This window comes from Ruegeria sp. AL11 (assembly GCF_056540865.1).
The window spans coordinates 148,264-167,950 of record NZ_JBQFXO010000003.1 but is presented as its reverse complement, the minus strand read 5'-3'; the positions used below and the strand labels follow the sequence as shown (position 1 = coordinate 167,950).

22 protein-coding genes and 1 tRNA gene are annotated in these 19,687 nt (G+C 57.4%); 14 read left to right on the top strand and 9 right to left on the bottom strand.

Annotation, left to right across the window (positions count from 1 at the left end; all coding sequences use genetic code 11):
- Positions 1-156: 156 nt before the first annotated feature.
- The 4 genes from ACR0IP_RS06490 to ACR0IP_RS06475 form a co-directional block, all read right to left on the bottom strand.
- A complete protein-coding gene (locus ACR0IP_RS06490) occupies positions 157-729 on the bottom strand; it encodes a hypothetical protein (protein WP_480524518.1) in 573 nt (190 codons plus the stop codon).
- Positions 719-1,075 (bottom strand): hypothetical protein, encoded by a 357-nt coding sequence (locus tag ACR0IP_RS06485; protein ID WP_480524516.1) that lies wholly within the window; start codon positions 1,073-1,075, stop codon positions 719-721. Before ACR0IP_RS06485 ends, ACR0IP_RS06490 begins: the two co-directional genes overlap by 11 nt.
- Positions 1,072-2,115, bottom strand: coding sequence for a hypothetical protein (locus tag ACR0IP_RS06480; RefSeq protein ID WP_480524514.1), 1,044 nt, complete (start codon positions 2,113-2,115; stop codon positions 1,072-1,074). The genes ACR0IP_RS06485 and ACR0IP_RS06480 overlap by 4 nt, the downstream gene beginning before the upstream one ends.
- A gap of 315 nt (positions 2,116-2,430) precedes the next feature.
- Positions 2,431-2,517, bottom strand: a tRNA-Leu gene (locus ACR0IP_RS06475).
- A gap of 130 nt (positions 2,518-2,647) precedes the next feature.
- On the opposite strand from ACR0IP_RS06475, the gene ACR0IP_RS06470 reads away from it, so the two are divergent.
- Together ACR0IP_RS06470 and lipB are read left to right on the top strand one after the other, a co-directional pair.
- Entirely contained in the window at positions 2,648-3,307 is a 660-nt protein-coding gene (locus ACR0IP_RS06470; RefSeq protein WP_480524512.1) for a DsbA family oxidoreductase, read from the top strand.
- A gap of 39 nt (positions 3,308-3,346) precedes the next feature.
- Complete coding sequence (lipB, locus tag ACR0IP_RS06465; RefSeq protein WP_480524510.1) at positions 3,347-4,003, top strand: lipoyl(octanoyl) transferase LipB; 657 nt, start codon at positions 3,347-3,349, stop codon at positions 4,001-4,003.
- Here lipB and ACR0IP_RS06460 read toward each other — a convergent pair.
- Positions 4,000-4,308 (bottom strand): DUF6476 family protein, encoded by a 309-nt coding sequence (locus ACR0IP_RS06460; RefSeq protein WP_480524508.1) that lies wholly within the window; start codon positions 4,306-4,308, stop codon positions 4,000-4,002. The two genes, lipB and ACR0IP_RS06460, sit on opposite strands and share 4 nt — an antisense overlap.
- Between ACR0IP_RS06460 and ACR0IP_RS06455 the strand changes: the two genes are divergently transcribed.
- The 5 genes from ACR0IP_RS06455 (at position 4,307) to ACR0IP_RS06435 (ending at position 8,756) form a co-directional block, all read left to right on the top strand.
- Positions 4,307-5,341 carry an RluA family pseudouridine synthase gene (locus tag ACR0IP_RS06455; protein WP_480524506.1) on the top strand — a complete coding sequence of 345 codons (1,035 nt, stop codon included), beginning with the start codon at positions 4,307-4,309 and terminating at the stop codon, positions 5,339-5,341. The genes ACR0IP_RS06460 and ACR0IP_RS06455 overlap by 2 nt on opposite strands.
- A gap of 145 nt (positions 5,342-5,486) precedes the next feature.
- The gene (gene rpoH, locus ACR0IP_RS06450) at positions 5,487-6,383 is read left to right on the top strand and encodes an RNA polymerase sigma factor RpoH (protein ID WP_170665326.1); all 897 of its coding nucleotides are present in this window, start codon (positions 5,487-5,489) and stop codon (positions 6,381-6,383) included.
- A gap of 169 nt (positions 6,384-6,552) precedes the next feature.
- Positions 6,553-7,527: a Gfo/Idh/MocA family protein gene (locus ACR0IP_RS06445; protein ID WP_480524504.1), complete on the top strand. Its 975-nt coding sequence runs from the start codon at positions 6,553-6,555 to the stop codon at positions 7,525-7,527.
- Positions 7,528-7,586: 59 nt separating this feature from the next.
- On the top strand, positions 7,587-7,856 hold the full coding sequence (locus ACR0IP_RS06440; protein ID WP_170376470.1) for a DksA/TraR family C4-type zinc finger protein: 270 nt from the start codon (positions 7,587-7,589) through the stop codon (positions 7,854-7,856).
- A 3-nt stretch (positions 7,857-7,859) separates the two neighbouring features.
- The gene (locus ACR0IP_RS06435; protein WP_480524502.1) at positions 7,860-8,756 is read left to right on the top strand and encodes a DMT family transporter; all 897 of its coding nucleotides are present in this window, start codon (positions 7,860-7,862) and stop codon (positions 8,754-8,756) included.
- Here the strand turns inward: ACR0IP_RS06435 and ACR0IP_RS06430 are convergent, their stop codons facing one another.
- The 3 genes from ACR0IP_RS06430 to ACR0IP_RS06420 form a co-directional block, all read right to left on the bottom strand.
- On the bottom strand, positions 8,757-10,577 hold the full coding sequence (locus tag ACR0IP_RS06430) for a M3 family oligoendopeptidase (protein WP_170376476.1): 1,821 nt from the start codon (positions 10,575-10,577) through the stop codon (positions 8,757-8,759).
- Between the two features lie 92 nt (positions 10,578-10,669).
- Positions 10,670-11,617, bottom strand: coding sequence for an alpha/beta hydrolase (locus ACR0IP_RS06425; RefSeq protein WP_170551429.1), 948 nt, complete (start codon positions 11,615-11,617; stop codon positions 10,670-10,672).
- On the bottom strand, positions 11,617-11,907 hold the full coding sequence (locus tag ACR0IP_RS06420) for an SCP2 sterol-binding domain-containing protein (RefSeq protein ID WP_170457946.1): 291 nt from the start codon (positions 11,905-11,907) through the stop codon (positions 11,617-11,619). The genes ACR0IP_RS06425 and ACR0IP_RS06420 overlap by 1 nt, the downstream gene beginning before the upstream one ends.
- Before the next feature lie 30 nt (positions 11,908-11,937).
- Between ACR0IP_RS06420 and ACR0IP_RS06415 the strand changes: the two genes are divergently transcribed.
- The 6 genes from ACR0IP_RS06415 to ACR0IP_RS06390 all read left to right on the top strand — a co-directional run bounded on the left by ACR0IP_RS06415 (position 11,938) and on the right by ACR0IP_RS06390 (position 17,835).
- Positions 11,938-12,546 carry a tetratricopeptide repeat protein gene (locus ACR0IP_RS06415; RefSeq protein ID WP_170469968.1) on the top strand — a complete coding sequence of 203 codons (609 nt, stop codon included), beginning with the start codon at positions 11,938-11,940 and terminating at the stop codon, positions 12,544-12,546.
- 23 nt (positions 12,547-12,569) lie between these two features.
- Positions 12,570-15,380 carry a helicase-related protein gene (locus ACR0IP_RS06410; RefSeq protein WP_480524499.1) on the top strand — a complete coding sequence of 937 codons (2,811 nt, stop codon included), beginning with the start codon at positions 12,570-12,572 and terminating at the stop codon, positions 15,378-15,380.
- Positions 15,381-15,386: 6 nt separating this feature from the next.
- Positions 15,387-15,761: an RNA-binding S4 domain-containing protein gene (locus ACR0IP_RS06405; RefSeq protein ID WP_480524497.1), complete on the top strand. Its 375-nt coding sequence runs from the start codon at positions 15,387-15,389 to the stop codon at positions 15,759-15,761.
- Between the two features lie 53 nt (positions 15,762-15,814).
- Positions 15,815-16,153, top strand: coding sequence for a ferredoxin FdxA (fdxA, locus tag ACR0IP_RS06400; RefSeq protein WP_170469959.1), 339 nt, complete (start codon positions 15,815-15,817; stop codon positions 16,151-16,153).
- Between the two features lie 286 nt (positions 16,154-16,439).
- On the top strand, positions 16,440-16,955 hold the full coding sequence (locus ACR0IP_RS06395) for a CarD family transcriptional regulator (RefSeq protein WP_170376497.1): 516 nt from the start codon (positions 16,440-16,442) through the stop codon (positions 16,953-16,955).
- A 118-nt stretch (positions 16,956-17,073) separates the two neighbouring features.
- A complete protein-coding gene (locus ACR0IP_RS06390; protein ID WP_170469956.1) occupies positions 17,074-17,835 on the top strand; it encodes a potassium channel family protein in 762 nt (253 codons plus the stop codon).
- On the opposite strand, the gene cobS is transcribed toward ACR0IP_RS06390, so the two are convergent.
- Positions 17,832-18,596 (bottom strand): adenosylcobinamide-GDP ribazoletransferase, encoded by a 765-nt coding sequence (cobS, locus tag ACR0IP_RS06385; protein ID WP_480524494.1) that lies wholly within the window; start codon positions 18,594-18,596, stop codon positions 17,832-17,834. The genes ACR0IP_RS06390 and cobS overlap by 4 nt on opposite strands.
- 78 nt (positions 18,597-18,674) lie before the next feature.
- On the opposite strand from cobS, the gene cobT reads away from it, so the two are divergent.
- Positions 18,675-19,685, top strand: coding sequence for a nicotinate-nucleotide--dimethylbenzimidazole phosphoribosyltransferase (gene cobT / locus ACR0IP_RS06380; RefSeq protein ID WP_480524493.1), 1,011 nt, complete (start codon positions 18,675-18,677; stop codon positions 19,683-19,685).
- Positions 19,686-19,687: the final 2 nt, after the last annotated feature.

The window sequence follows — 19,687 nt, the reverse complement described above, 5'->3', positions numbered from 1 at the left end:
CAATGAACCTGGTTCCCACAAGTATCGGTATCCAGGAGTGTAGCACATAGAGATAGGCTTTCCTAACCAGCTGATTTTATTTTAATAGCAATAAGTTATGACCCCTCACAAATGTACATAGGGTCGGCTAACCGTGCGCCGATAGATAACAATCATCTAGGTCCTCTCAGATGCGATGTGCTCCCAAACTGCGGCACCGAAGGTCAGAATGGTGCAAATTGACCATATCATGATCAAAGCACCACTCGGTGCTCCGCCATATGAAACCGGGCCGTAGGGAGTCTCGAACTCAAAATTCCATTTGGCTGGTACTATCAAAAAAAGCCCTGATGTAACACAAGCGGTAAACAGTCGGCGAAACATAAACCCACGATCAAACATTCTCAAAACGAAGCGCAAAGATACCATCGCAATAAACGCCAGTGCACCTGCCCAAATCACTGACATTCTGAGTTCAAGCCAAGCGACAAAGAAAACTACAGCGAAAGTCGCAATCAGAATGTTGTCTGTGGAAAAAATGTCGGCTTGTTGTTTGTTTCGCTTCGGCTTGCCATCACGCAACCATGACCAAACCATTAGCTCGACAGCTGATTTGGCATGCTCGTCTTGGATTACGGCAAGCCGATCTCTAAACACCTCTGACTGCTGAAGGCCCTCGAGCGACTTAACTTCTTCGTAGATTTTTTCCGATTGAGCGAACCATCCTTCGCGTTTCTTTTCACTCGGCACCAACAACCTCAGAAACGTAAACAGCTTCAACGTTGCGGAAATGATCGATGTCGATCATTTCACCGGTACTTTCGTCCAGCATTTCTTCCGGAACATCCAAGGGGCTTCTAAATGTCGCCAATGACGCTTTTGACCACGGAGATATCACACGGTAAACGACGTTTAGGTTTCCCTCGGACACACGCTTAGCGAGGGCACGCAGCAATTCCGCCTCGTTTGGAGCACCAACAAGGTCTTTAATTCTGTTTAACGTCAATTCGCGGTACGTCTTAGCATTGCGAAGCTTATCGACTTCAAAATCGAGTCGAGTCTCCCAGCCTGCAATGCGACGTTTACCAAACATCATTCCTTGCTGTTCACCTTTAGGATCGCAAAAAGCACTTCGTCAAACTCTTGCCTAGATAGCCCTGCAGTAAAGATAATCTCGTTGGTATCTTCTGACAGGATTGCGTTGATCTTCTTTATCTCACCAAATTGGTAGGAAACACGAACCCTCTCACAGTAAGCGTCAGGATCTCCCACAGTAAACTGCTTGATCACTTCTGTCATCACATCCGATTCAAGAATCCCACCCTGATCAGCCTGTGAAGTCGATTGTATCCGATCCCCACGGTCATTCTTATGCTGAGTTTCATACAACTCAAAGTTCTCCGCGACCTCTTTCCTTTTTTGCAGGTCCGAGAATGAGTTCTTGGCGTTAGACAAGCTGAGTTCACCTATTTTGGACGGTTCGACCAAACCTTCCAGATGGCCGAGTACGGAGGCGGCAAATCCGGGGTATGAAATCGGTGGTTCACTTCTCGGATTAAGTCGGACCTCCAAAAGCCCGCTTGTATGCAACTTCAATACATCAACCGCCCTGAAAGGGACACGGTCAGATACGTACACCTGTCGTCCGTCGTACTCTGTCAAAATTCCTCTTTTTCGACGGTACTCAGTCCGAGCAACCTTGATGATCAAAGCGTCAGTGTCACTACCGTCGCCTACTCTAACTTCCGCGACAATGGGCTCCGCTGGAAAGGCGGCAAAAACATAGTTCCCAATTTCCGGCAAGCCTTTGCTTTTTGCCCAAGAACCCACAGCTTGCGGAGCAATGGCTCGCCCCAATTCATCAACGCTATTCGGGTCATAGTGAAAAAGCCTAACGTGTTTGCTGCCATGCTCTTCAGCTTCGCGGATCAAACCGACCAATTCATCGACAGTGATTAACCCGTTCGATAACGCCGGGTCGATCCTGTTTTCGATCATAGCTTTCCAGCTAGAGGCTGAATGCGGCAGTTTCTTTGATCGCAAAAAAGCCCTTACCGCATCCAAGGTCGCCTGACTTTCCAAAACTTGGAAAAGTACCTCTTGGCTAACTATACCATCAAAAACTTCATTCTTCATACTATGTCCACTTGTCGCCTCAGGTCCGAAATCAACCCATGGGAGCCAAAAATCTACATGTTGTGCATCAAGCATCACACAGCCACCACAAGAATTCAACGCGCCATGCGTTGCATTTGCAAATTGAAAAACCCGGGAAACAAGTCGGTATTTCTCTTAGACTTTTAATACATTGCAATTGCAGTTGCCTGACGGAGCTATACATCGCTCTCTAAGACTATAGACAAGCAACGCCATCAAGGTGGTCCAAAAGGTGGACCAGGCAACAGCCTTACCCAGCAAATAATTGCAACCATTACATATTTCATGGAACAATGGTGCGGTCGAGAAGACTCGAACTTCCACGGGAGTTACCCCACAGCGACCTCAACGCTGCGCGTCTACCAATTCCGCCACGACCGCACTGCCAATGACTTGGTAGCGCGGCGTATAGACCCTTGGAACCCGGATGTGAAGAGGCAAAAGCGCGTTGGTTTAAATTCAGCACCGGCATTCATATCTTTAACAGCCAACCGCCTTGTAGGAGCCCCCGATGACCACCCCTGATACCCGCCCCGTTGTTCAGATTGATGTTGTCTCTGATGTTGTATGTCCTTGGTGTATCGTCGGCTTCAAACAGCTTGATCAGGCGTTGCAGCAGCAAAACGTACTCGCGCGGCTCAGGTGGCATCCGTTCGAGCTGAACCCGCAGATGCCAGCCGAAGGGCAGAACCTGCGCGAACACATTATGGAGAAATACGGCAGCACCGCCGAGCAAAGCGCGCAGGCGCGAGAGAGGCTGACCTCGATTGGGGCAGAGCTTGGCTTTGATTTCAATTTCACCGACGACAGCCGCATGGTGAATACGTTCCAGGCGCATCAGTTGTTGGACTGGGCCGAGGGGCAGGGGCGGCAGCATCCGCTGAAACTGGCGCTCTTTAAAGCGTATTTTACGGATCAAAAGGATGTCTCTGACATCGATGTTCTTGCAGACGCGGCTGAGGCTGCCGGGTTGGACCCGCAAGCCGCGCGTGCGGCTTTGGCATCCGGGGATCATCAGGCTCCGGTGCGGGAGAAACAGCAATTCTGGACCAGCCGCGGCATTTCCGGCGTGCCTTCGATGGTGTTCGCCGGGAAATACCTGACCACAGGGGCGCAAGGGGTCGAGGCATACGCCAATATCCTCAAGCAATGTCTGGAAGAGGCCGCGTGACCTCTTTCCCCCAACCGACCGGCACGGTATGAGGCAAGCATGGAATGGAAGATCTCAGACGGGCTGACCGACTACCAAGAGGCCGTCGCCTTTATGGAGGCACGCGTAGCGGCTATTGCTGCAGGCGAGGCCGAGGAATGCGTTTGGCTGCTCGAACACCCGCCTCTTTACACGGCAGGGACGTCTGCGCGACCCGAGGATCTGACTGACCCTGACCGGTTCCCTGTCTATGAGAGCAAGCGCGGCGGGGAATACACCTATCACGGCCCCGGTCAGCGCGTCGCCTACGTCATGCTCGACTTGAACAAGCGAGGCCGCGATGTGCGCCTATTCGTTAAACAGCTCGAGACTTGGGTGATCGCCGCATTGGATGAGTTCAACGTCAAAGGCGAGATTCGCGACGGGCGCGTTGGCGTATGGGTGCAGCGAGACGACAAACCGCTGACAATCACCGGACGACCCGCGGAAGACAAGATCGCCGCTATTGGTCTGCGCCTGCGCAAATGGGTCAGCTTTCACGGCATCTCGATCAATGTTGAGCCTGAGCTGGACCATTTCTCGGGCATTGTGCCCTGCGGCATTCGGGAACACGGCGTGACATCGCTGGTTGACTTGGGGTTGCCGGTGACCATGGCAGATGTGGATACTGCCCTGCAAAAGACCTTTGCGGAAGTCTTCGAACAAGCCGACGCCTAGGGTTCCAGCACTATTTCTTGCCGCAGTTTCGCAGTGGTTTTGTCGAAGATCAGGATGCGGTTGTCGTCGGTAACGACGGCATACCAATTGTTGCCGATCGTTACCGCTTGTGCTTTGGCGCCATTCGGCAGTTCGATCTGATCGGGCAGGGTCGGGGTTCGATCCGATAGCCGGATGACAATCAGTGCGAATGTCACTAGAACCCCGCCAATCATCACCGCGGTCAACAGCATGACCATGCGCCGAAGTAGCCTCAGCTGCGGCGTTTCCTGCGGTTCTTCTTGGGGTTCGGAAGGGACAGTCATGGGCACCCGACAGGTTGAGTTTCAGATCGCGGCCGCTCCGCCGCCTCGCCTTGATAAGGCGCTTTCGCGGGATGTGCCAGCCGAGGAAAACCTGTCACGCACCCGTCTGGCCCGTTTGATCGAGGAGGGCTCGGTTCTGGTCGAGGGCGCTGAGGTGCGCGATCCGAAGGCCAAGGTGGCGGAAGGAGCCATGGTGGTCATCACGGTTGCAGAGGCCGAAGACAGCCATATCGACCCCGAGGATATCCCGCTGGACGTGGTCTTCGAGGATGACGACCTGATTGTGGTGAACAAACCTGCAGGGATGGTCGTGCATCCTGCGCCAGGCTCGCCAAGTGGAACGCTCGTGAATGCGCTGCTTCATCATTGCGGGGCAGACTTGTCCGGGGTTGGCGGGATTAAACGACCTGGCATTGTCCACCGTATCGACAAGGAAACCAGTGGGCTACTTGTGGTCGCCAAGTCGGATGCAGCTCACCACGGGCTTGCGGCGCAATTCGAGGCGCATAGTGTTGAACGCTATTACCGGGCGGTTTGCTACGGGGTGCCCGATGCCAATGACCCGCGCTTGCGGGGTGTCAAAGGCGTCAGTTTCGAGCCGGGCAATATCATGCGCCTGACCACTCAGCTTGCCCGACACAAGACCGACCGTCAGAAACAGGCGGTTTTGTTTCACGGAGGGCGGCACGCGGTGACGCGGGCGCGTGTGGTTGAAACATTTGGTGCCCCGGCAGGGCTCGCGCTAATCGAATGCTGGCTGGAAACAGGGCGCACCCATCAGATTCGCGTGCACATGGCCCATGCAGGCCATGGTCTGGTCGGTGATCCGGTTTATGGCGGCAAACGTAAATTAGCGGCCAAAGTGTTCAGTGCGGCAACTTCTGAGGCCGTACGCGCCTTTCCGCGTCAGGCGTTACATGCCGCCGTATTGGGCTTTGAACACCCGGTAACAGGCGAAAACCTTCGATTTGAAGCTGATCTGCCGCGGGACATGCAGGACCTGATTGAAACGCTGCGCACCCCTTTGTCATAATACGCAAACTCTTGTGAGTAAGAGTTTCTTAGCTTTCCTTTACCCAAGCTTAATTTCAAACTGTTAACGGTACCTCTTGAAAGGGATGGGTTCCTTACCCATATCGTATGTTAAAGAGCTAAACATTTGTCGGAGGGACATCAAAATGGCAAATTACGCAAATCTCCCCGCGCCGACGCCTGAGGGCGGACTGAACCGCTATATGCAGGAAATTCGCAAGTTTCCTCTGCTGGAGCCGGAAGAAGAATACATGCTGGCCAAGCGCTGGGTCGAAGAGCAGGACACCGAGTCCGCTCATAAAATGGTCACGTCGCATCTGCGCCTGGCGGCCAAGATTGCCATGGGCTATCGCGGCTACGGTCTGCCGCAGGCCGAGGTTATTTCCGAGGCCAATGTGGGCCTGATGCAGGCGGTCAAACGGTTCGACCCGGAAAAGGGCTTCCGTCTGGCGACCTATGCAATGTGGTGGATTCGCGCTTCGATCCAGGAATACATCCTGCGGTCCTGGTCGCTGGTGAAGCTGGGCACAACCTCGGCGCAGAAAAAGCTGTTCTTCAACCTGCGCAAGGCCAAGGCGCGCATCGGTGCGTTGGAAGAGGGCGACCTTCGCCCTGAAAACGTCGCTCAGATCGCCAATGATCTTGGCGTGACCGAGGAAGAGGTCATCAGCATGAACCGCCGCATGTCGGGCGGTGACGCCTCGCTGAACGCGACCGTCGGGTCCGAGGGCGAAGGCACCATGCAATGGCAGGACTGGCTTGAGGATGAAGACGCCGATCAGGCGGGTGACTACGAAGCTCGTGATGAACTGGACGCTCGGCGTGAGTTGCTGGCCGCTGCGCTTGAGGTGCTGAATGACCGCGAGAAGGACATCCTGACCCAGCGCCGTTTGATGGATCAGCCGGTGACTTTGGAAGAGCTCAGCACGCAATATAATGTGAGCCGCGAGCGTATTCGTCAGATCGAGGTCCGCGCTTTTGAGAAACTTCAAAAGAAAATGCGCGATTTAGCCCGCGAGAAGGGTATGTTAACTACCCGCTAGATCCAAGGATCGCACAGCCCGCAGATACCTGCGGGCTGTTTTTTTTATAGTGATGAAAATCAAAGTGCTGCGCCGGATACCTCATCCTCTTTGCATCGTTTGTTGACACTTGCCCCGCCTCGGTCTTGAGTCAGCGGCACATCTAAATGGCTTGATCAGGGAGAGAGCGATGCAGAAACCGGTTCGATTTGGTGTTCTGGGGGCTGCCAAATTTGCGCGGCAATATATGGCGCCTGCAATTCACGCCGCAGACGGGGCGCGGTTGGCCGGGCTTGCGACCTCAAACGCGGCCAAGTCCGAGCCTTTTCAGGCTTTTTGCCCCGATCTGACCGTCTATGACAGCTACGACGCGCTGCTGGATGATCCCGAGATCGAGGCCGTCTACATCCCTCTGCCAAATCACATGCATGTCGAATGGAGCCTGAGGGCGCTCGACGCGGGCAAACATGTGCTGTGCGAAAAGCCGATGACGATGCAGGCGGCTGAGTTCGATGCATTGATTGAAAAGCGCGATCAGACAGGTTTGTTGGCGGCTGAGGCCTATATGATCGTGCATCACCCTCAGTGGCAGTTCGTGCACAAACTGATCGCTGATGGTGCCATTGGCAAGCTGGTCCATGTGACCGGCGCGTTCAGTTTCGACAATCGAGAGGAAGTGACCAACATTCGCAATCGTGCAGAGACCGGCGGGGGCGGGCTGCGGGATATCGGGGTGTACGTTATCGGCGGCGCACGGTTTGCCACAGGCCAGGAGCCCTCCGCAGTTCAGTCCGCGATCCGGTGGCAGGACGACATCGACACGTTCACCGAAATTCGCGCGCAATTCCAGGGCTTTACCTATTCGGCCTATGTATCGATCCGGATGCACCCGCATCAAGAGATGGTGTTTCACGGCGAGGGCGGTGTCATCCGCCTGACCGCTCCGTTCAACGCGCGGGTGTTCGGCGAGGCGCGGGTCGAGCTGCATCGACCGGGGCTTGAGGTTCAGGTGACCCGGTTCCCAGGCGACGATCACTACAAACTGCAGGTTGAGGCCTTCTGCCGCTCGGTCCGCGGCGGGGCGGCCTATCCGTGCCCGCTGGAGTTTTCGCGTGGGACGCAAGAGATGATTGATCGCGTGTTCGCGGATGCCGTTCCCCTCTGACTTGCCAGCAGTCGCCCGGCGCGCGTATTCTGTGCTGCATCCAAAAAAGGAGAGGTGTGATGGCGGGAGGTTGGGCCCGCGATGGTGCGGTCAGCGAACAGATTGAGGCGTCGATTTCCGACGAACTGGCCCGCATGCAGGCACAAAAGCGGCCGGTCGGTGAAAGCCTGACCCACTGCGCGGAATGCGAGGAACCCATTCCCGAAAAACGTCGCCAGGCGCTGCCCGGCGTCAAGCTGTGTCTGGACTGTCAGAAGGATAGGGATGGGACTTATCAGCAGCGGGCAGGCATCAACCGGCGTGGATCAAAAGACAGCCAGTTGAAGTAGGCCATGCGCAAGATGCCTAACTCTACAGCAAATCAACCATTGTTGCAGAACGGGTTGCTTCTTGGGTTTCTAGCCGCGTTTCTTTGGGGCACGCATAGTGTAATCGTGCGCTATCTGACGAGCGATTTGGGTGGGCTGCAGATCGCGGTGACCCGCTTGTTCATCGCGGCACTGGCGATTTATTGCATTTTGCGGGTCATGCGTGTGCCCGTTTCGATCGAACACAAAGACTGGAACTTTCGGCTGGCCGTACTGTCGACAGTCGTGAATTATATCCTGTTTCACATAGGGCTAGAACACACAGGGGCCGCCAATGCCATGGTCCTAGAAAACACCGCCCCGTTTTTTGTGCTGCTTTTCCTTTATTTCTTTGCAGATGCACCAGTTACGCGCGTGGATGTACTCGCCACGATACTGGCGATCTTTGGGGTGTTCCTGACCGTGTTCCGCGATTTCCAGGGCGGGGGAGAGCCTTTGTTCGGTGATCTTTTGGAAATTGGCGCAGGGCTTAGTTGGGCCGTGTTTCTGGTTTCAAGTAGCCAGGCCCTGCGCAATTCGACCTCAACGGCCGAGCGATTGAACTTTCTTTTCGGAATTTTTGTCTGCGCGGGCGTACTGTTGCTGCCATTGGCTGCGTTTTCCCTGCAAACCCCGACGGCGAAAGATGTGATCTTTCTGATCCTACTGGGCGTCCTTCCCACGGCGATGGCCTACTACCTCTGGTACGAGGCCGCCGCGCGCGTATCGACTTTGACGGCAACGTTGATGTTTGCCGCTTCCGTCGTATTCACGTTTATCAATTCGGCGCTCTTCCTGGGGGCCGCGATCACACCGATTGCGGCCCTAGGAGCTATTTTGATTGTGGCTGCAGTCTTCCTGACGACAAAGAAACAGGAGTGATCAGCCCTCCATCGCTTCCAGTTCGTCAATGAAGCCCGAGATCATCGACAGGCCTTTATCCCAGAACTTGGGGTCGCTGGCATCTAGGCCAAACGGGGCGAGCAGGTCTTTGTGGTGTTTCGATCCACCGGCGCGCAGCATCTCGAAATACTTGTCCTCGAACCCCTCAGCGCCGCTTTCGTAGACCGAATAAAGCGCGTTCACGAGGCCGTCTCCGAACGCATAGGCGTAGACGTAGAAGGGGGAATGCACGAAATGGGGGATATAGGCCCAGAACGTTTCATACCCTTCCATGAATTCGAATGACGGCCCGAGGCTTTCCGCCTGAACGCTCATCCACAGGGCGTTGATGTCGTCCGGGGTTAGTTCGCCTTCGCGGCGCGCGGCATGGAGTTTGCATTCGAAATCGTAGAAGGCAATCTGGCGGACGACCGTGTTGATCATGTCTTCGACCTTGCCGGCCAGCAGCACTTTGCGCTGTTCCTTGGTTTCGGCCTTGTCCAGCATTTTGCGGAAGGTCAGCATCTCACCAAACACGCTGGCGGTTTCAGCCAGTGTCAGCGGGGTTGAGGACAGCATCTCGCCCTGATCCGCCGCCAGGACCTGATGGACACCGTGACCCAGCTCATGCGCAAGGGTCATCACGTCGCGCGGTTTGCCCAGATAGTTAAGCATCACGTAAGGGTGGACATCTGTTACGGTTGGGTGTGCAAAGGCGCCGGGCGCTTTACCCGGCTTCACCGCCGCGTCGATCCAACCTTTCGAGAAGAAGGGCGAGGCGATCTCGCCCATGCGCGGATCAAACGCGTTATAGGCATCCATAACCGTCTTTTCGGCCTCGTCCCAGCCGACGATGCGGGTGTCTTCCATCGGCAAGGGCGCGTTGCGGTCCCAGACTTGCATCACGTCCAGACCCAGCCATTTACGTTTGAGCTCATAGTAACGATGGCTCAACTTGGGGTAGGCGGCGACAACGGCTTCGCGCAGCGCCTCGACCACTTCGGGCTCGACGTCGTTCGACAAGTGGCGACCGGTCTGAGCGGTTGGCATGTTGCGCCAGCGGTCGACGATTTCTTTTTCCTTGGCCTGCGTGTTGTGAACACGGGCGAAGGTTTTGATGTTCTCCTGAAACACTGAGGCCAGCTCGCGCGAGGCCGCCTCACGTTTGCTACGGTCCTGTTCCGTCAGCAGGTTCAGGGTGCCTTCGATGTTCAGCTCTTCGCCGTCGACGGTGAAGGTTAGTGCCGCGATGGTTTCGTCGAACAAACGCTCCCACGCGTCACCGACAACGCCGAGGTCGTGGAGGAATTTCTCCAGCTCGTCAGACAGTTGGTAGGGTTTCATCGCGCGGATGCGGCGGAAGACAGGCTCATAACGTGCAAGATCAGCATTGGCCGCGAAATGGGCCTGCAGAACGTCGTCTTCGATGCGGTTGATCTCGAGCGTGAAGAACACCAGAGGGGTGGTGAAGACGGTGATTTTTTCCTGCATGTCCGACAGGAACTTAGCGCGATCGGCATCGGTGGTCAGTTGGTAGTAGCGCAGACCGGCGAAGGACATGATCCGACCGGCAATGGCGTTGATCTTTTCGTTGCGGTGTACGCAGGTCAGCAGGCCTGCGGCATCCAGATCGGCCAGTTTGCCTTCGTAGTCCGAGGCGAAGGAGGCGCATTCGCCCTCGAGCCAGTCCAGATCCCGCGTCAGCTCGGCCGCATCTTCCGAGGCATAGAGGTCAGTCAGGTCCCATTCGGGCAAGTTGCCAAGGTTATCGGCACCGCCGACTGCATTTGCATCACGGACGGGAAAGGGCAGGTCGCGCATGGAACACCTCTGATTAGCTTTGTTGCCAAACATCTAGGGCTGGCGCGCCTGGATCACAAGCCGCCAGTCAAGATCAGTGCCGTGCGGACGTCCTAGGAGCGATTTGCCAGGAAATGTGCGGTCAGCTCGTCCAGAACCGGGTTGCGAACCTCGGGGGCCTCCATCAGCACCTCATGCTCACCATCAGGGATCTCGACCAGGCGACCATTGGGCCAGTTGGCCATCCGTGCCCGAATCGCCTTGCGGTCAACGATCTGTTCGTGGCTGCCCAGATAGGTCAGGCACGCGATGTCCGGCGCCGGTTGCTCTATCAGCCATTCACATTCGCTGAGCGCCTCACGCAACCACTGGTTGGACGGGGCACCAAGTGCCAGTTCGGGGTGCGCCTTCAGTTGATCTTGCATCATCTTGAACATGTCCGGGTCGCGCGTCAGCGAGTTGCCTTCGAACGGCTCCGCCAGAACATAGCTGGTCAACGAGGTGGTCGGCGGGGTGCGTTCCCCCAATCCCAGTGCCGTGCCCCAATAGGCTGTAAGACGGCTAAGGGGCTTCATGAGCGGGACAAAGAAAATGCCCCACATCGGCCCGGTAAATGCACAGGCTGCAAAGCAATCGTTCTGGATGACCGCCCGCAGGCCGATGGCTCCGCCCATCGAATGCCCGATCACATACCACGGGCGCGGCAGATCCAACTTCTCAGCCAGCTCTAGCACCACGGCGACGTCATGTTGATAGTCGGTGAACTTATCGACATGCCCGATGCGGGGTTCGTCCAGCATGCGGTCGGCCAAGCCCTGTCCGCGCCAGTCGACGGCGAGGGCGGCAAATCCGCGATTCAGGAATTCCCCTGCGGTGCTCGCGTATTTCTCGATATATTCGGTGCGGCCTGGAAACAGGAAGACCGTGCCGTTCTTTGCATCTTCGGGCAGCCAATGCCCGACACGGATGCGTTTGCCGTCGGCGGTGTGGAGCCAATGGGCTGTACCACCGGCAGGGTCGCCGGCCACGTCATCATAAAAGGGGGCCGGCGAGTACTCCATCAGGCCAGAACCGATGCAAGCTGCATGGCGATTCCCATGTCACCGTCAACGCTGAGTTTGCCGGACATGAACGCGCCGGTTGGGTTCAGATCGCCGCTGAGAATCTGTTCGAACGTGTCCGCATCCGCGCTGAGTGTCACATCGGCGTCGTCATCACTGACGCGGGCACCGTCTCCATCCAGAACAATTGCGCCCAGATCGGCGATTGCAAACTTGGCGGACGCATCAAAGCCACCGCCGGCCAGCTTTTCGTTCAGCGCGGCCGCAGCCTTTTCAAGAATCTCGCTCATGCTTTTCCTCATATTGTTTATGCGCCGTGAATGGACATCCTCGGTCGCAACGCTACACTGACCATTGTTATGGGTATTGCTATCACCAATCTCAAAGGTACCGTTGCGGCACTTGCCGTTCTAGTCATGTTTTCCACCAGTGGTGGAGCGCAACAAGCGGATTCCCGCGACGAAGAAGCGCTGTTGCGGCAACTTGCGCAGGCAACACCGGAACAAGCCATCGGTCTGGATCGTCAGTTGCAGGCGCTGTGGTCGCAATCGGGCTCGGCCTCGGCTGATCTGTTGCTTGAGCGGGGGCGCGAAGCGCTGGATGATGGCGATATCGAGGCCGCAATCGAACATCTCACCGCGTTGACCGACCACGCGCCCGAATTTGCCGAAGGCTGGCACGCGCGGGCCTCGGCCTTTTTCGGCATCGACCGGTTTGGAATGGCCGCCGCCGATCTGGAACACGCGTTGACCCTCAACCCGAACAACTATCAGGCCATTTACGGTCTGGGCCTGATCTTCGAGGTGGTCGGCAAACCCGATCAGGCGCTTGAGGCTTATTCCCGCGCGTTGGCTATACATCCCCATCATGAAGAAGTAACCAATGCCATGAATCGGCTGAAGCCTCAGGTTGAAGGCAAGGCGCTGTAAGTCGGAAGGCGCAGGGGGCAAAGGTGAGCGGGTCATCCCGAGTAGTGGCCGTACTTGGCCCAACGAACACAGGTAAAACTCATTACGCGATCGAACGCATGCTGGGGTATCGGACTGGTGTTATCGGCCTGCCTCTGCGTCTGCTCGCGCGTGAGGTCTATGACAAGATAGTCGCCATTCGCGGCCCCTCGGTCGTGGCGCTGGTGACCGGCGAGGAGCGGATCGTACCGCCGCGTACGCAGTATTGGGTCTGCACGGTCGAGGCGATGCCCGAAGGCATGGGCGCAGATTTCGTCGCGATTGATGAAATTCAGCTCTGCGTGGATCCCGAACGCGGACACGTCTTCACCGACCGGTTGCTGCGGTCGCGGGGAACGAGCGAGACGCTGTTCATGGGGTCCGACACCATGCGCGGACCGATTGCGGCACTTGTGCCCGAGGCGCAGTTTGTAAGGCGCGAGAGGATGTCTCAGCTGGTGTATTCGGGATCGAAAAAGATCAGCCGAATGCCCCCGCGAAGCGCCATTGTCGGGTTCTCGGTCGAAAACGTCTATGCCATCGCAGAACTGCTGCGCCGCCAAAAGGGTGGGGCGGCCGTGGTCATGGGTGCACTCAGCCCGCGCACACGGAACGCGCAGGTCGACCTCTATCAGAATGGTGAGGTCGACTATCTGGTTGCCACCGATGCCATCGGGATGGGCCTGAACCTAGATGTGAACCACGTGGCGTTTTCGTCCCTGACCAAATTCGACGGTCGCCGGATGCGCCCCTTGGCCCCGAATGAGTTGGCCCAGATCGCGGGCCGGGCAGGCCGGGGTATGTCGGATGGCACGTTCGGCGTGACTGGCGAGGCCCCGCCATTGGACGAAGGTGTCGCGCAGGCGATCATGGACAGCCGCTTTACGCCGATGAAAAAGCTGAACTGGCGGAATGCCGCCCTTCGCTTCGGCTCAGTGGACGCGCTGATCGACTCGCTAGAGGTCAGCCCGAATGACGAACATCTGACCAAGGCCCGCCCTGCAGACGACCTGAACGTGTTAAAATCGCTGTCGCAAGTGACCGAAGTCGCAGCCCGCGCCAGCGATGGCCCATCGATCAGATTGCTATGGGATGTGTGCCGAATTCCCGATTTTCGGGGCATTAGCCATTCGGAACATGCCAATCTGCTTGAGGTGATCTACGGCCATCTACACGAACGCGGCGCGATCCCGGGTGACTTCATGGCGCGGCAAATCCGCCGGATCGACCGCACGGACGGAGATATTGATGCGCTGTCCAAAAGGTTGGCTTATATTCGCACTTGGACATATGTTGCGCAACGAAACGGCTGGGTCCGTGACGAATCGCATTGGCGTGAGGAAACGCGCACTGTAGAAGACAGGTTGTCGGACGCTCTGCACGATCGTCTGACGCAAAGATTTGTGGACCGGCGCACCTCTGTGTTGTTGCGCCGGCTCAAACAGAAGGAGGCCCTTTTGGCCGAAGTAAATGACAAGGGTGAAGTGACCGTCGAAGGCGAATTCGTCGGTCGTCTGGAAGGGTTCCGGTTTACACCGGACAAAAGCGCGCAAGGGGCTGAGGCGAAAGCGCTCAAGTCGGCCTCGCTGCAAGCACTCGCGCCGCAATTCCATCTGCGTGCCGATCGCTTCTACAATGCACCCGATACCGAAATTGATTTCACAGATCAGGGCGGCCTGATGTGGGGCGAATACGCTGTCGGCAAACTGGTTGCTGGGGCTGAGCCTCTCAAGCCGATGGTCGAGGTTTTTGTGGATGAGGCCGCAGGGCCGGACGTCGAACAGAAGGTGCAGCGCCGTCTGCAGCACTTCATCGACCGTAAAGTGGCCGCGCTTTTCGAGCCGCTGCTGAACCTGTCTCGAGACGAAGAACTGTCCGGTCTGGCGAAAGGCTTTGCCTTCCGCATGGTCGAGGCGCTGGGCGTGCTGCCCCGCGCGCAGGTCGCGCAAGAGGTCAAGGATCTGGATCAGGACGCCCGCGGCGCGCTGCGCAAGCACGGCATCCGTTTTGGTCAGTTCACCATCTTCATGCCGCTGCTGCTAAAACCTGCGCCAACGCGCCTCCGCCTGGTTCTCTGGGCACTGTCCAGCGGTCTGCAGGAATTCCCCGAGGCACCGCCTCCGGGTCTGGTCACTGTGCCGGTCGCCAAGGATGCGCCGCAGGGCTATGACACCATGTGTGGCTACCGCGATGCGGGTGAACGCTCGATCCGGATCGATATGCTGGAGCGTCTGGCTGATATGCTGCGCTCTGAGGACAGCCGGGGTGGCTTTGAAGCTAAGCCTGACATGCTCTCGATCACAGGCATGACGCTGGATCAGTTCGCGGACCTGATGCAGGGTCTGGGCTACAAGGCCGAACACGGTGAGCGTGAAAAGGTCAAAGCCGTTCCGGCTGAGGCACCTGCGACTGAAGTGGCAGAACACCCCGCCGCCGAAGAAACCCCGACCGTCGAGGCCTCGACAGATGAGGTCGCCGCACCCGCCGAGGCGCCAGCCGAGGCCACCGAAAGCACCGAGGCGGCAGCCGAGGGTCCGGCCGCGGAACCCGCAAATGACGAACCCGAGGTCGAGGTGTTCTACACATTCACATGGGGCCGTCAGCGCCAACAAAATCGCGGCCCGCGCCGTGAACAGGGGCAGGGCAAAGGCAAGCCGCGTGGGAAACCTCAGGACGGTCGCAAGCCGCAAGGCAAGAAGGGCGGCAAGCCACAGGGCGCGAAGTCCTTCTCGTCCCGGCCTCCGAAGAAGGAAAAGGCGATTGATCCCGACAACCCGTTTGCAGCAGCGCTGATGGGTTTGAAGGGCGGCAACTGATCCGTCATGGATCAGACCAAGCTGCGGATCGACAAATGGCTCTGGCAGGCGCGGTTCTTCAAGACCCGTAGCCTGTCGGCCAAACAGGTCAGCGGCGGCCATGTCAGGCTGAACGGCAACCGCGTTCTGAAACCCGCCCAAGCGGTGGTTCCCGGCGACGTTCTGACCTTTCCACAGGGCAAAATCATCCGGGTCGTGCGCATTGAAAAACTCGGCGACCGCCGCGGCCCAGCCCCCGAGGCGCAAACATTGTACTTCGATATGACGGAAAAGAAGGACATACCGCCCAAAAACCCGTCATATGAGGGAAAAGGTCGTCCAACCAAGAAAGATCGGCGCGCGCTTGATCTTTCTCGCACGCCAAACGGCCCCACATCTTGAAGCCAAACCCGGACTGAACTAGCTAGACGCCAAACCTGAATGGGATTCTAAACATGACCTACGTCGTTACCGAAAACTGCATCGGCTGCAAATACACCGACTGTGTGGAAGTGTGCCCTGTGGACTGTTTCTACGAAGGTGAGAATACGCTGGTCATCCACCCCGACGAATGCATCGACTGCGGCGTCTGTGAACCAGAATGCCCGGCTGATGCAATCCGTCCCGACACCGAACCAGGCATGGAAACCTGGGTCGAGTTCAACCGCAAATACTCGGAAATGTGGCCGGTCATCGTGACCAAAAAAGACCCGTTGCCAGAGGCGGAGGAGCGCGATGGCGAGGAAGGCAAGATGGAGAAGTATTTCTCCGAAGCTCCGGGTGAAGGCGGGTAAGTGATTCGCGCCCCATTTGGATGGCTAAGAAAAGCGGTCTGCAAAGCCTAATCCCTTGATTGCAGGCCGTTTATAAAAAAATTCCCTTAGGGAAACTTTTGAGTGTCTCATTTTTGTGATATACTCCATCTCTACATGATGACTGAGATTGGGATGTACTCCGTAAGTATGCTCGCTTTGGAGTTCTGAATTTGCGACAAACAGACCGCCTGCCGGGGCCACAATAGGCACCGAGCGTGGGTTTTTTGTTGTTCGCATCCCGGTCCAAAACCAAGGAATGAATTGAATGTCGAAGTCGAAAAAGCTTGAGTTCCGCCCGAACGACTATGTTGTCTACCCCGCCCATGGTGTGGGTCAGATCATTTCGATCGAAGAGCAGGACGTCGCTGGATTTTCGCTCGAATTGTTCGTCATCTCTTTTGAGAAAGACAAGATGACCCTTCGCGTGCCGACAAACAAAGTGACCGAATCCGGTCTGCGTTCGCTCAGCTCGCCGGATGTGATCAGCCAGGCGATGAAGACGCTGAAGGGCAAGGCCAAGGTCAAGCGGGCCATGTGGTCGCGCCGGGCGCAGGAATACGAACAGAAGATCAACTCGGGCGATCTGATCTCGATCGCCGAAGTGGTTCGCGACCTGCACCGCACCGATGACCAGCGCGAGCAAAGCTATTCCGAGCGTCAGCTTTATGAAGCCGCGCTGGAGCGTCTGACCCGCGAGGTCGCCGCCGTGTCCGGAGACGGAGAAATTTCTGCCGCCAAGCAGGTCGATGATGTTCTGACCTCACGCGCCGCTGCCGCTTAAGGTCGCGACGATTGAAACTGCAAGGCCGCTCCGGCATCGGGGCGGCCTTTTTCGTTGCTTGGTGGATTGGCGAAAACCGGTTAGTTTTTCTGTAGATGCAAGCAGATACCGGTTGGGCATGAAGAAGACGGTCAAGTTCCTATATATCGGAAAGGCCCCGATTTCGGTTTGGTTCCGCTATGGTTTGATCCTGTTCGATGTGGTCACCATCATCTTCTTTGTCGCCACTGCGCATTTTCCGCATGGCCCATGGGTTACTGGTATCAGTTGGGTGGTTGGCTTTATTATCCTTCTGGATTTTTCCGCCAGAATGTGGATCGCCAAGGATCGCTGGAAGCTGTTGCGTAAAATTTATACGCTGGCAGATATCGTGGTGATCGTGTCATTGATCCTCGACCCGTTTCTGACCGGCAATCTCGCATTCCTGCGTATCCTGCGCGCCCTTCGGTTGATCCACTCGTACCATCTGCTGTGGGATTTACGGCGCGACAGTACCTTTTTCCGCACGCATGAAGATGCGGTCATCGCGGCCATCAATCTGCTGGTTTTCGTGTTTGCAACTTCGACAGCGGTTCTTGTCTTTTTCATCCCTGAAGATGCTAAGAACCCCTATATAGACGCGCTGTATTTCACCATGGCGACCCTGACGACGACGGGATTTGGTGACATCACCCTGTCGACGCCTTGGGGCAAGCTGTTCTCGGTGTTTATCATGGTGGTCGGAGTTGCTCTGTTCGTGCGCCTGGCACAGGCGATTTTCATGCCGCAGAAAGTGCGCCACAAATGCCCCAGCTGTGGTTTGTTCCGGCATGATCCGGACGCGGTGCATTGCAAGCATTGCGGCTGCACCCTGCGGATTGAGACGGGTGGGGTGTCTTAAAGCTGAGCCGCTATTGCTACCAGAAAAGTGATTTCGGTCAATTGCTGAGAAGCGCCGAGGATATCTCCGGTCTGGCCGCCTATCTTGGCCTTTGCCACGAGGGCCAGCACACCCACAACGAGTGCGGCGCATAGGGCGGGCAACATGACCTGCCCACCGAGCAGCAAAACTCCCGTCAAACCCGCCAGAGCGAGCGAAACCGCGACTGGGCCCACGGACGGGGCGCCGACAGAATGGCTGAGACCGGATTTACGCGCATTAGGCAATGCAGCCATCAGCAGGGGCATGAACGCGCGTGACACCACACAAGCGGCAATGATCGCCAGAAACGCGTCGGCTGACAGAAGGGCCGCGACGGCGGCAACGCGCATCAGCTGCGAACCAATCAGGGACAGCACGCCATATGTGCCGATGTGGCTGTCCTTCATGATCTCCAACCGGCGTTCTGGCGTGAACCCGCCCCATAGGCCATCAAACGTATCGGCCAACCCGTCCTCATGCATTGCGCCGGTTGTCATGGTCAGGGTCGCCACGAGCAAAACGGCGCACACGAAAGGCGGAACCGACAACGTCAGCGCCAGCCACCCAATGACGCAGGCCAATGTACCAATCACCAGGCCGACCACCGGAAAGGCCCAAACCGCCTGCGCTTGCCGGGCAAAGACCCTCTCGGGCAAACGGGGCAGGGGCAGGCGCGTCAACAGGACCAGCGCCAGCGGGATATCCCATGCGGAAACCGGATTGGTGTCGTTTTTTTGCACTTCTGCGCCTTTCGAGGCCTTGTTGGATTCAGTGCTTCGGTTAAACACACAGGACCACTCTGATGCAATGAGGCTTTGATGCTGCCTGAACTGAATGATTTGAACACGTTCCGCGACGCGTTGACCAGCGCTCCGGGGCCGGACATAGCGGCGGCCGATGGCGCGGCTGAACGCAATGGTCAGTTGACCAAACCGCCGGGCGCGCTGGGGCGGCTTGAGGATCTGGCGATCTGGTATGCGGCGTGGCGTGGGGATGCGCGACCGCAGGTTGCGGCCCCTCAGGTCATTGTCTTTGCAGGTAACCACGGGGTCACGGCGCAGGGCGTTTCGGCCTTTCCGCCCGAAGTGACCGTGCAGATGGTTGTGAATTTTGAACATGGCGGCGCGGCGATCAACCAGTTGGCCAAGGCGGCGGGCGCAAAGATGGACGTCCACGCGCTTGATCTGGATCAGCCAACGGCAGATTTCACCCAAGGCCCCGCTATGAGTGAGGCCGAGTTGCTGAGCGCACTGCAAACCGGCTGGCAGGCAGTGGACCCGAAGTCCGACCTGCTGGTGGTCGGCGAGATGGGGATCGGCAACACCACCCCCGCCGCTGCGATTGCCTGCGCCCTGTTCGGAGGCGAGGCCGCCGATTGGACCGGTCGCGGTACAGGGGTCGACGATGCGGGCCTTGCAAACAAGACCCGCGTAGTGGCTGAAGGCGTGGCGCTGAATGGCAGTGAAGACGGGTTGGAGGTTCTGCGCTGCCTCGGCGGGCGCGAGATCGCGGCCATGGCCGGAGCGATGGCGGCGGCCCGCATGTTGCGCATTCCCGTCATTCTGGATGGCTTCATCTGTACCTCTGCCGCAGCCTGTCTGGCGCGCATCTCGCCCTCGGCCCTGGATCATACCATCGCGGGGCACCAAAGCGCAGAAGGCGCTCATGCAGCGATGCTGTCAAAACTGGGCAAGGAACCGCTGCTGAGCCTCGGCCTGCGTCTGGGTGAGGGATCCGGCGGTGCGCTTGCGATCAACATTCTCAAGAGCGCGGTTGCCTGCCACTCGGGCATGGCAACCTTTGCTGAGGCGGGCGTCGCGGACGGGTAACC

What these genes read in the sequence shown, in the direction of transcription:
- ACR0IP_RS06485 (WP_480524516.1), bottom strand. Translation starts at nt 1,075, where the DNA reads ATGATGTTTGGTAAACGTCGCATTGCAGGCTGGGAGACTCGACTCGAT.
- ACR0IP_RS06480 (WP_480524514.1), bottom strand. Translation starts at nt 2,115, where the DNA reads ATGAAGAATGAAGTTTTTGATGGTATAGTTAGCCAAGAGGTACTTTTC.
- ACR0IP_RS06470 (WP_480524512.1), top strand. Translation starts at nt 2,648, where the DNA reads ATGACCACCCCTGATACCCGCCCCGTTGTTCAGATTGATGTTGTCTCT.
- lipB (WP_480524510.1), top strand. Translation starts at nt 3,347, where the DNA reads ATGGAATGGAAGATCTCAGACGGGCTGACCGACTACCAAGAGGCCGTC.
- ACR0IP_RS06455 (WP_480524506.1), top strand. Translation starts at nt 4,307, where the DNA reads ATGGGCACCCGACAGGTTGAGTTTCAGATCGCGGCCGCTCCGCCGCCT.
- ACR0IP_RS06460 (WP_480524508.1), bottom strand. Translation starts at nt 4,308, where the DNA reads ATGACTGTCCCTTCCGAACCCCAAGAAGAACCGCAGGAAACGCCGCAG.
- rpoH (WP_170665326.1), top strand. Translation starts at nt 5,487, where the DNA reads ATGGCAAATTACGCAAATCTCCCCGCGCCGACGCCTGAGGGCGGACTG.
- ACR0IP_RS06445 (WP_480524504.1), top strand. Translation starts at nt 6,553, where the DNA reads ATGCAGAAACCGGTTCGATTTGGTGTTCTGGGGGCTGCCAAATTTGCG.
- ACR0IP_RS06440 (WP_170376470.1), top strand. Translation starts at nt 7,587, where the DNA reads ATGGCGGGAGGTTGGGCCCGCGATGGTGCGGTCAGCGAACAGATTGAG.
- ACR0IP_RS06435 (WP_480524502.1), top strand. Translation starts at nt 7,860, where the DNA reads ATGCGCAAGATGCCTAACTCTACAGCAAATCAACCATTGTTGCAGAAC.
- ACR0IP_RS06430 (WP_170376476.1), bottom strand. Translation starts at nt 10,577, where the DNA reads ATGCGCGACCTGCCCTTTCCCGTCCGTGATGCAAATGCAGTCGGCGGT.
- ACR0IP_RS06425 (WP_170551429.1), bottom strand. Translation starts at nt 11,617, where the DNA reads ATGGAGTACTCGCCGGCCCCCTTTTATGATGACGTGGCCGGCGACCCT.
- ACR0IP_RS06420 (WP_170457946.1), bottom strand. Translation starts at nt 11,907, where the DNA reads ATGAGCGAGATTCTTGAAAAGGCTGCGGCCGCGCTGAACGAAAAGCTG.
- ACR0IP_RS06415 (WP_170469968.1), top strand. Translation starts at nt 11,938, where the DNA reads ATGGACATCCTCGGTCGCAACGCTACACTGACCATTGTTATGGGTATT.
- ACR0IP_RS06405 (WP_480524497.1), top strand. Translation starts at nt 15,387, where the DNA reads ATGGATCAGACCAAGCTGCGGATCGACAAATGGCTCTGGCAGGCGCGG.
- fdxA (WP_170469959.1), top strand. Translation starts at nt 15,815, where the DNA reads ATGACCTACGTCGTTACCGAAAACTGCATCGGCTGCAAATACACCGAC.
- ACR0IP_RS06395 (WP_170376497.1), top strand. Translation starts at nt 16,440, where the DNA reads ATGTCGAAGTCGAAAAAGCTTGAGTTCCGCCCGAACGACTATGTTGTC.
- ACR0IP_RS06390 (WP_170469956.1), top strand. Translation starts at nt 17,074, where the DNA reads ATGAAGAAGACGGTCAAGTTCCTATATATCGGAAAGGCCCCGATTTCG.
- cobT (WP_480524493.1), top strand. Translation starts at nt 18,675, where the DNA reads ATGCTGCCTGAACTGAATGATTTGAACACGTTCCGCGACGCGTTGACC.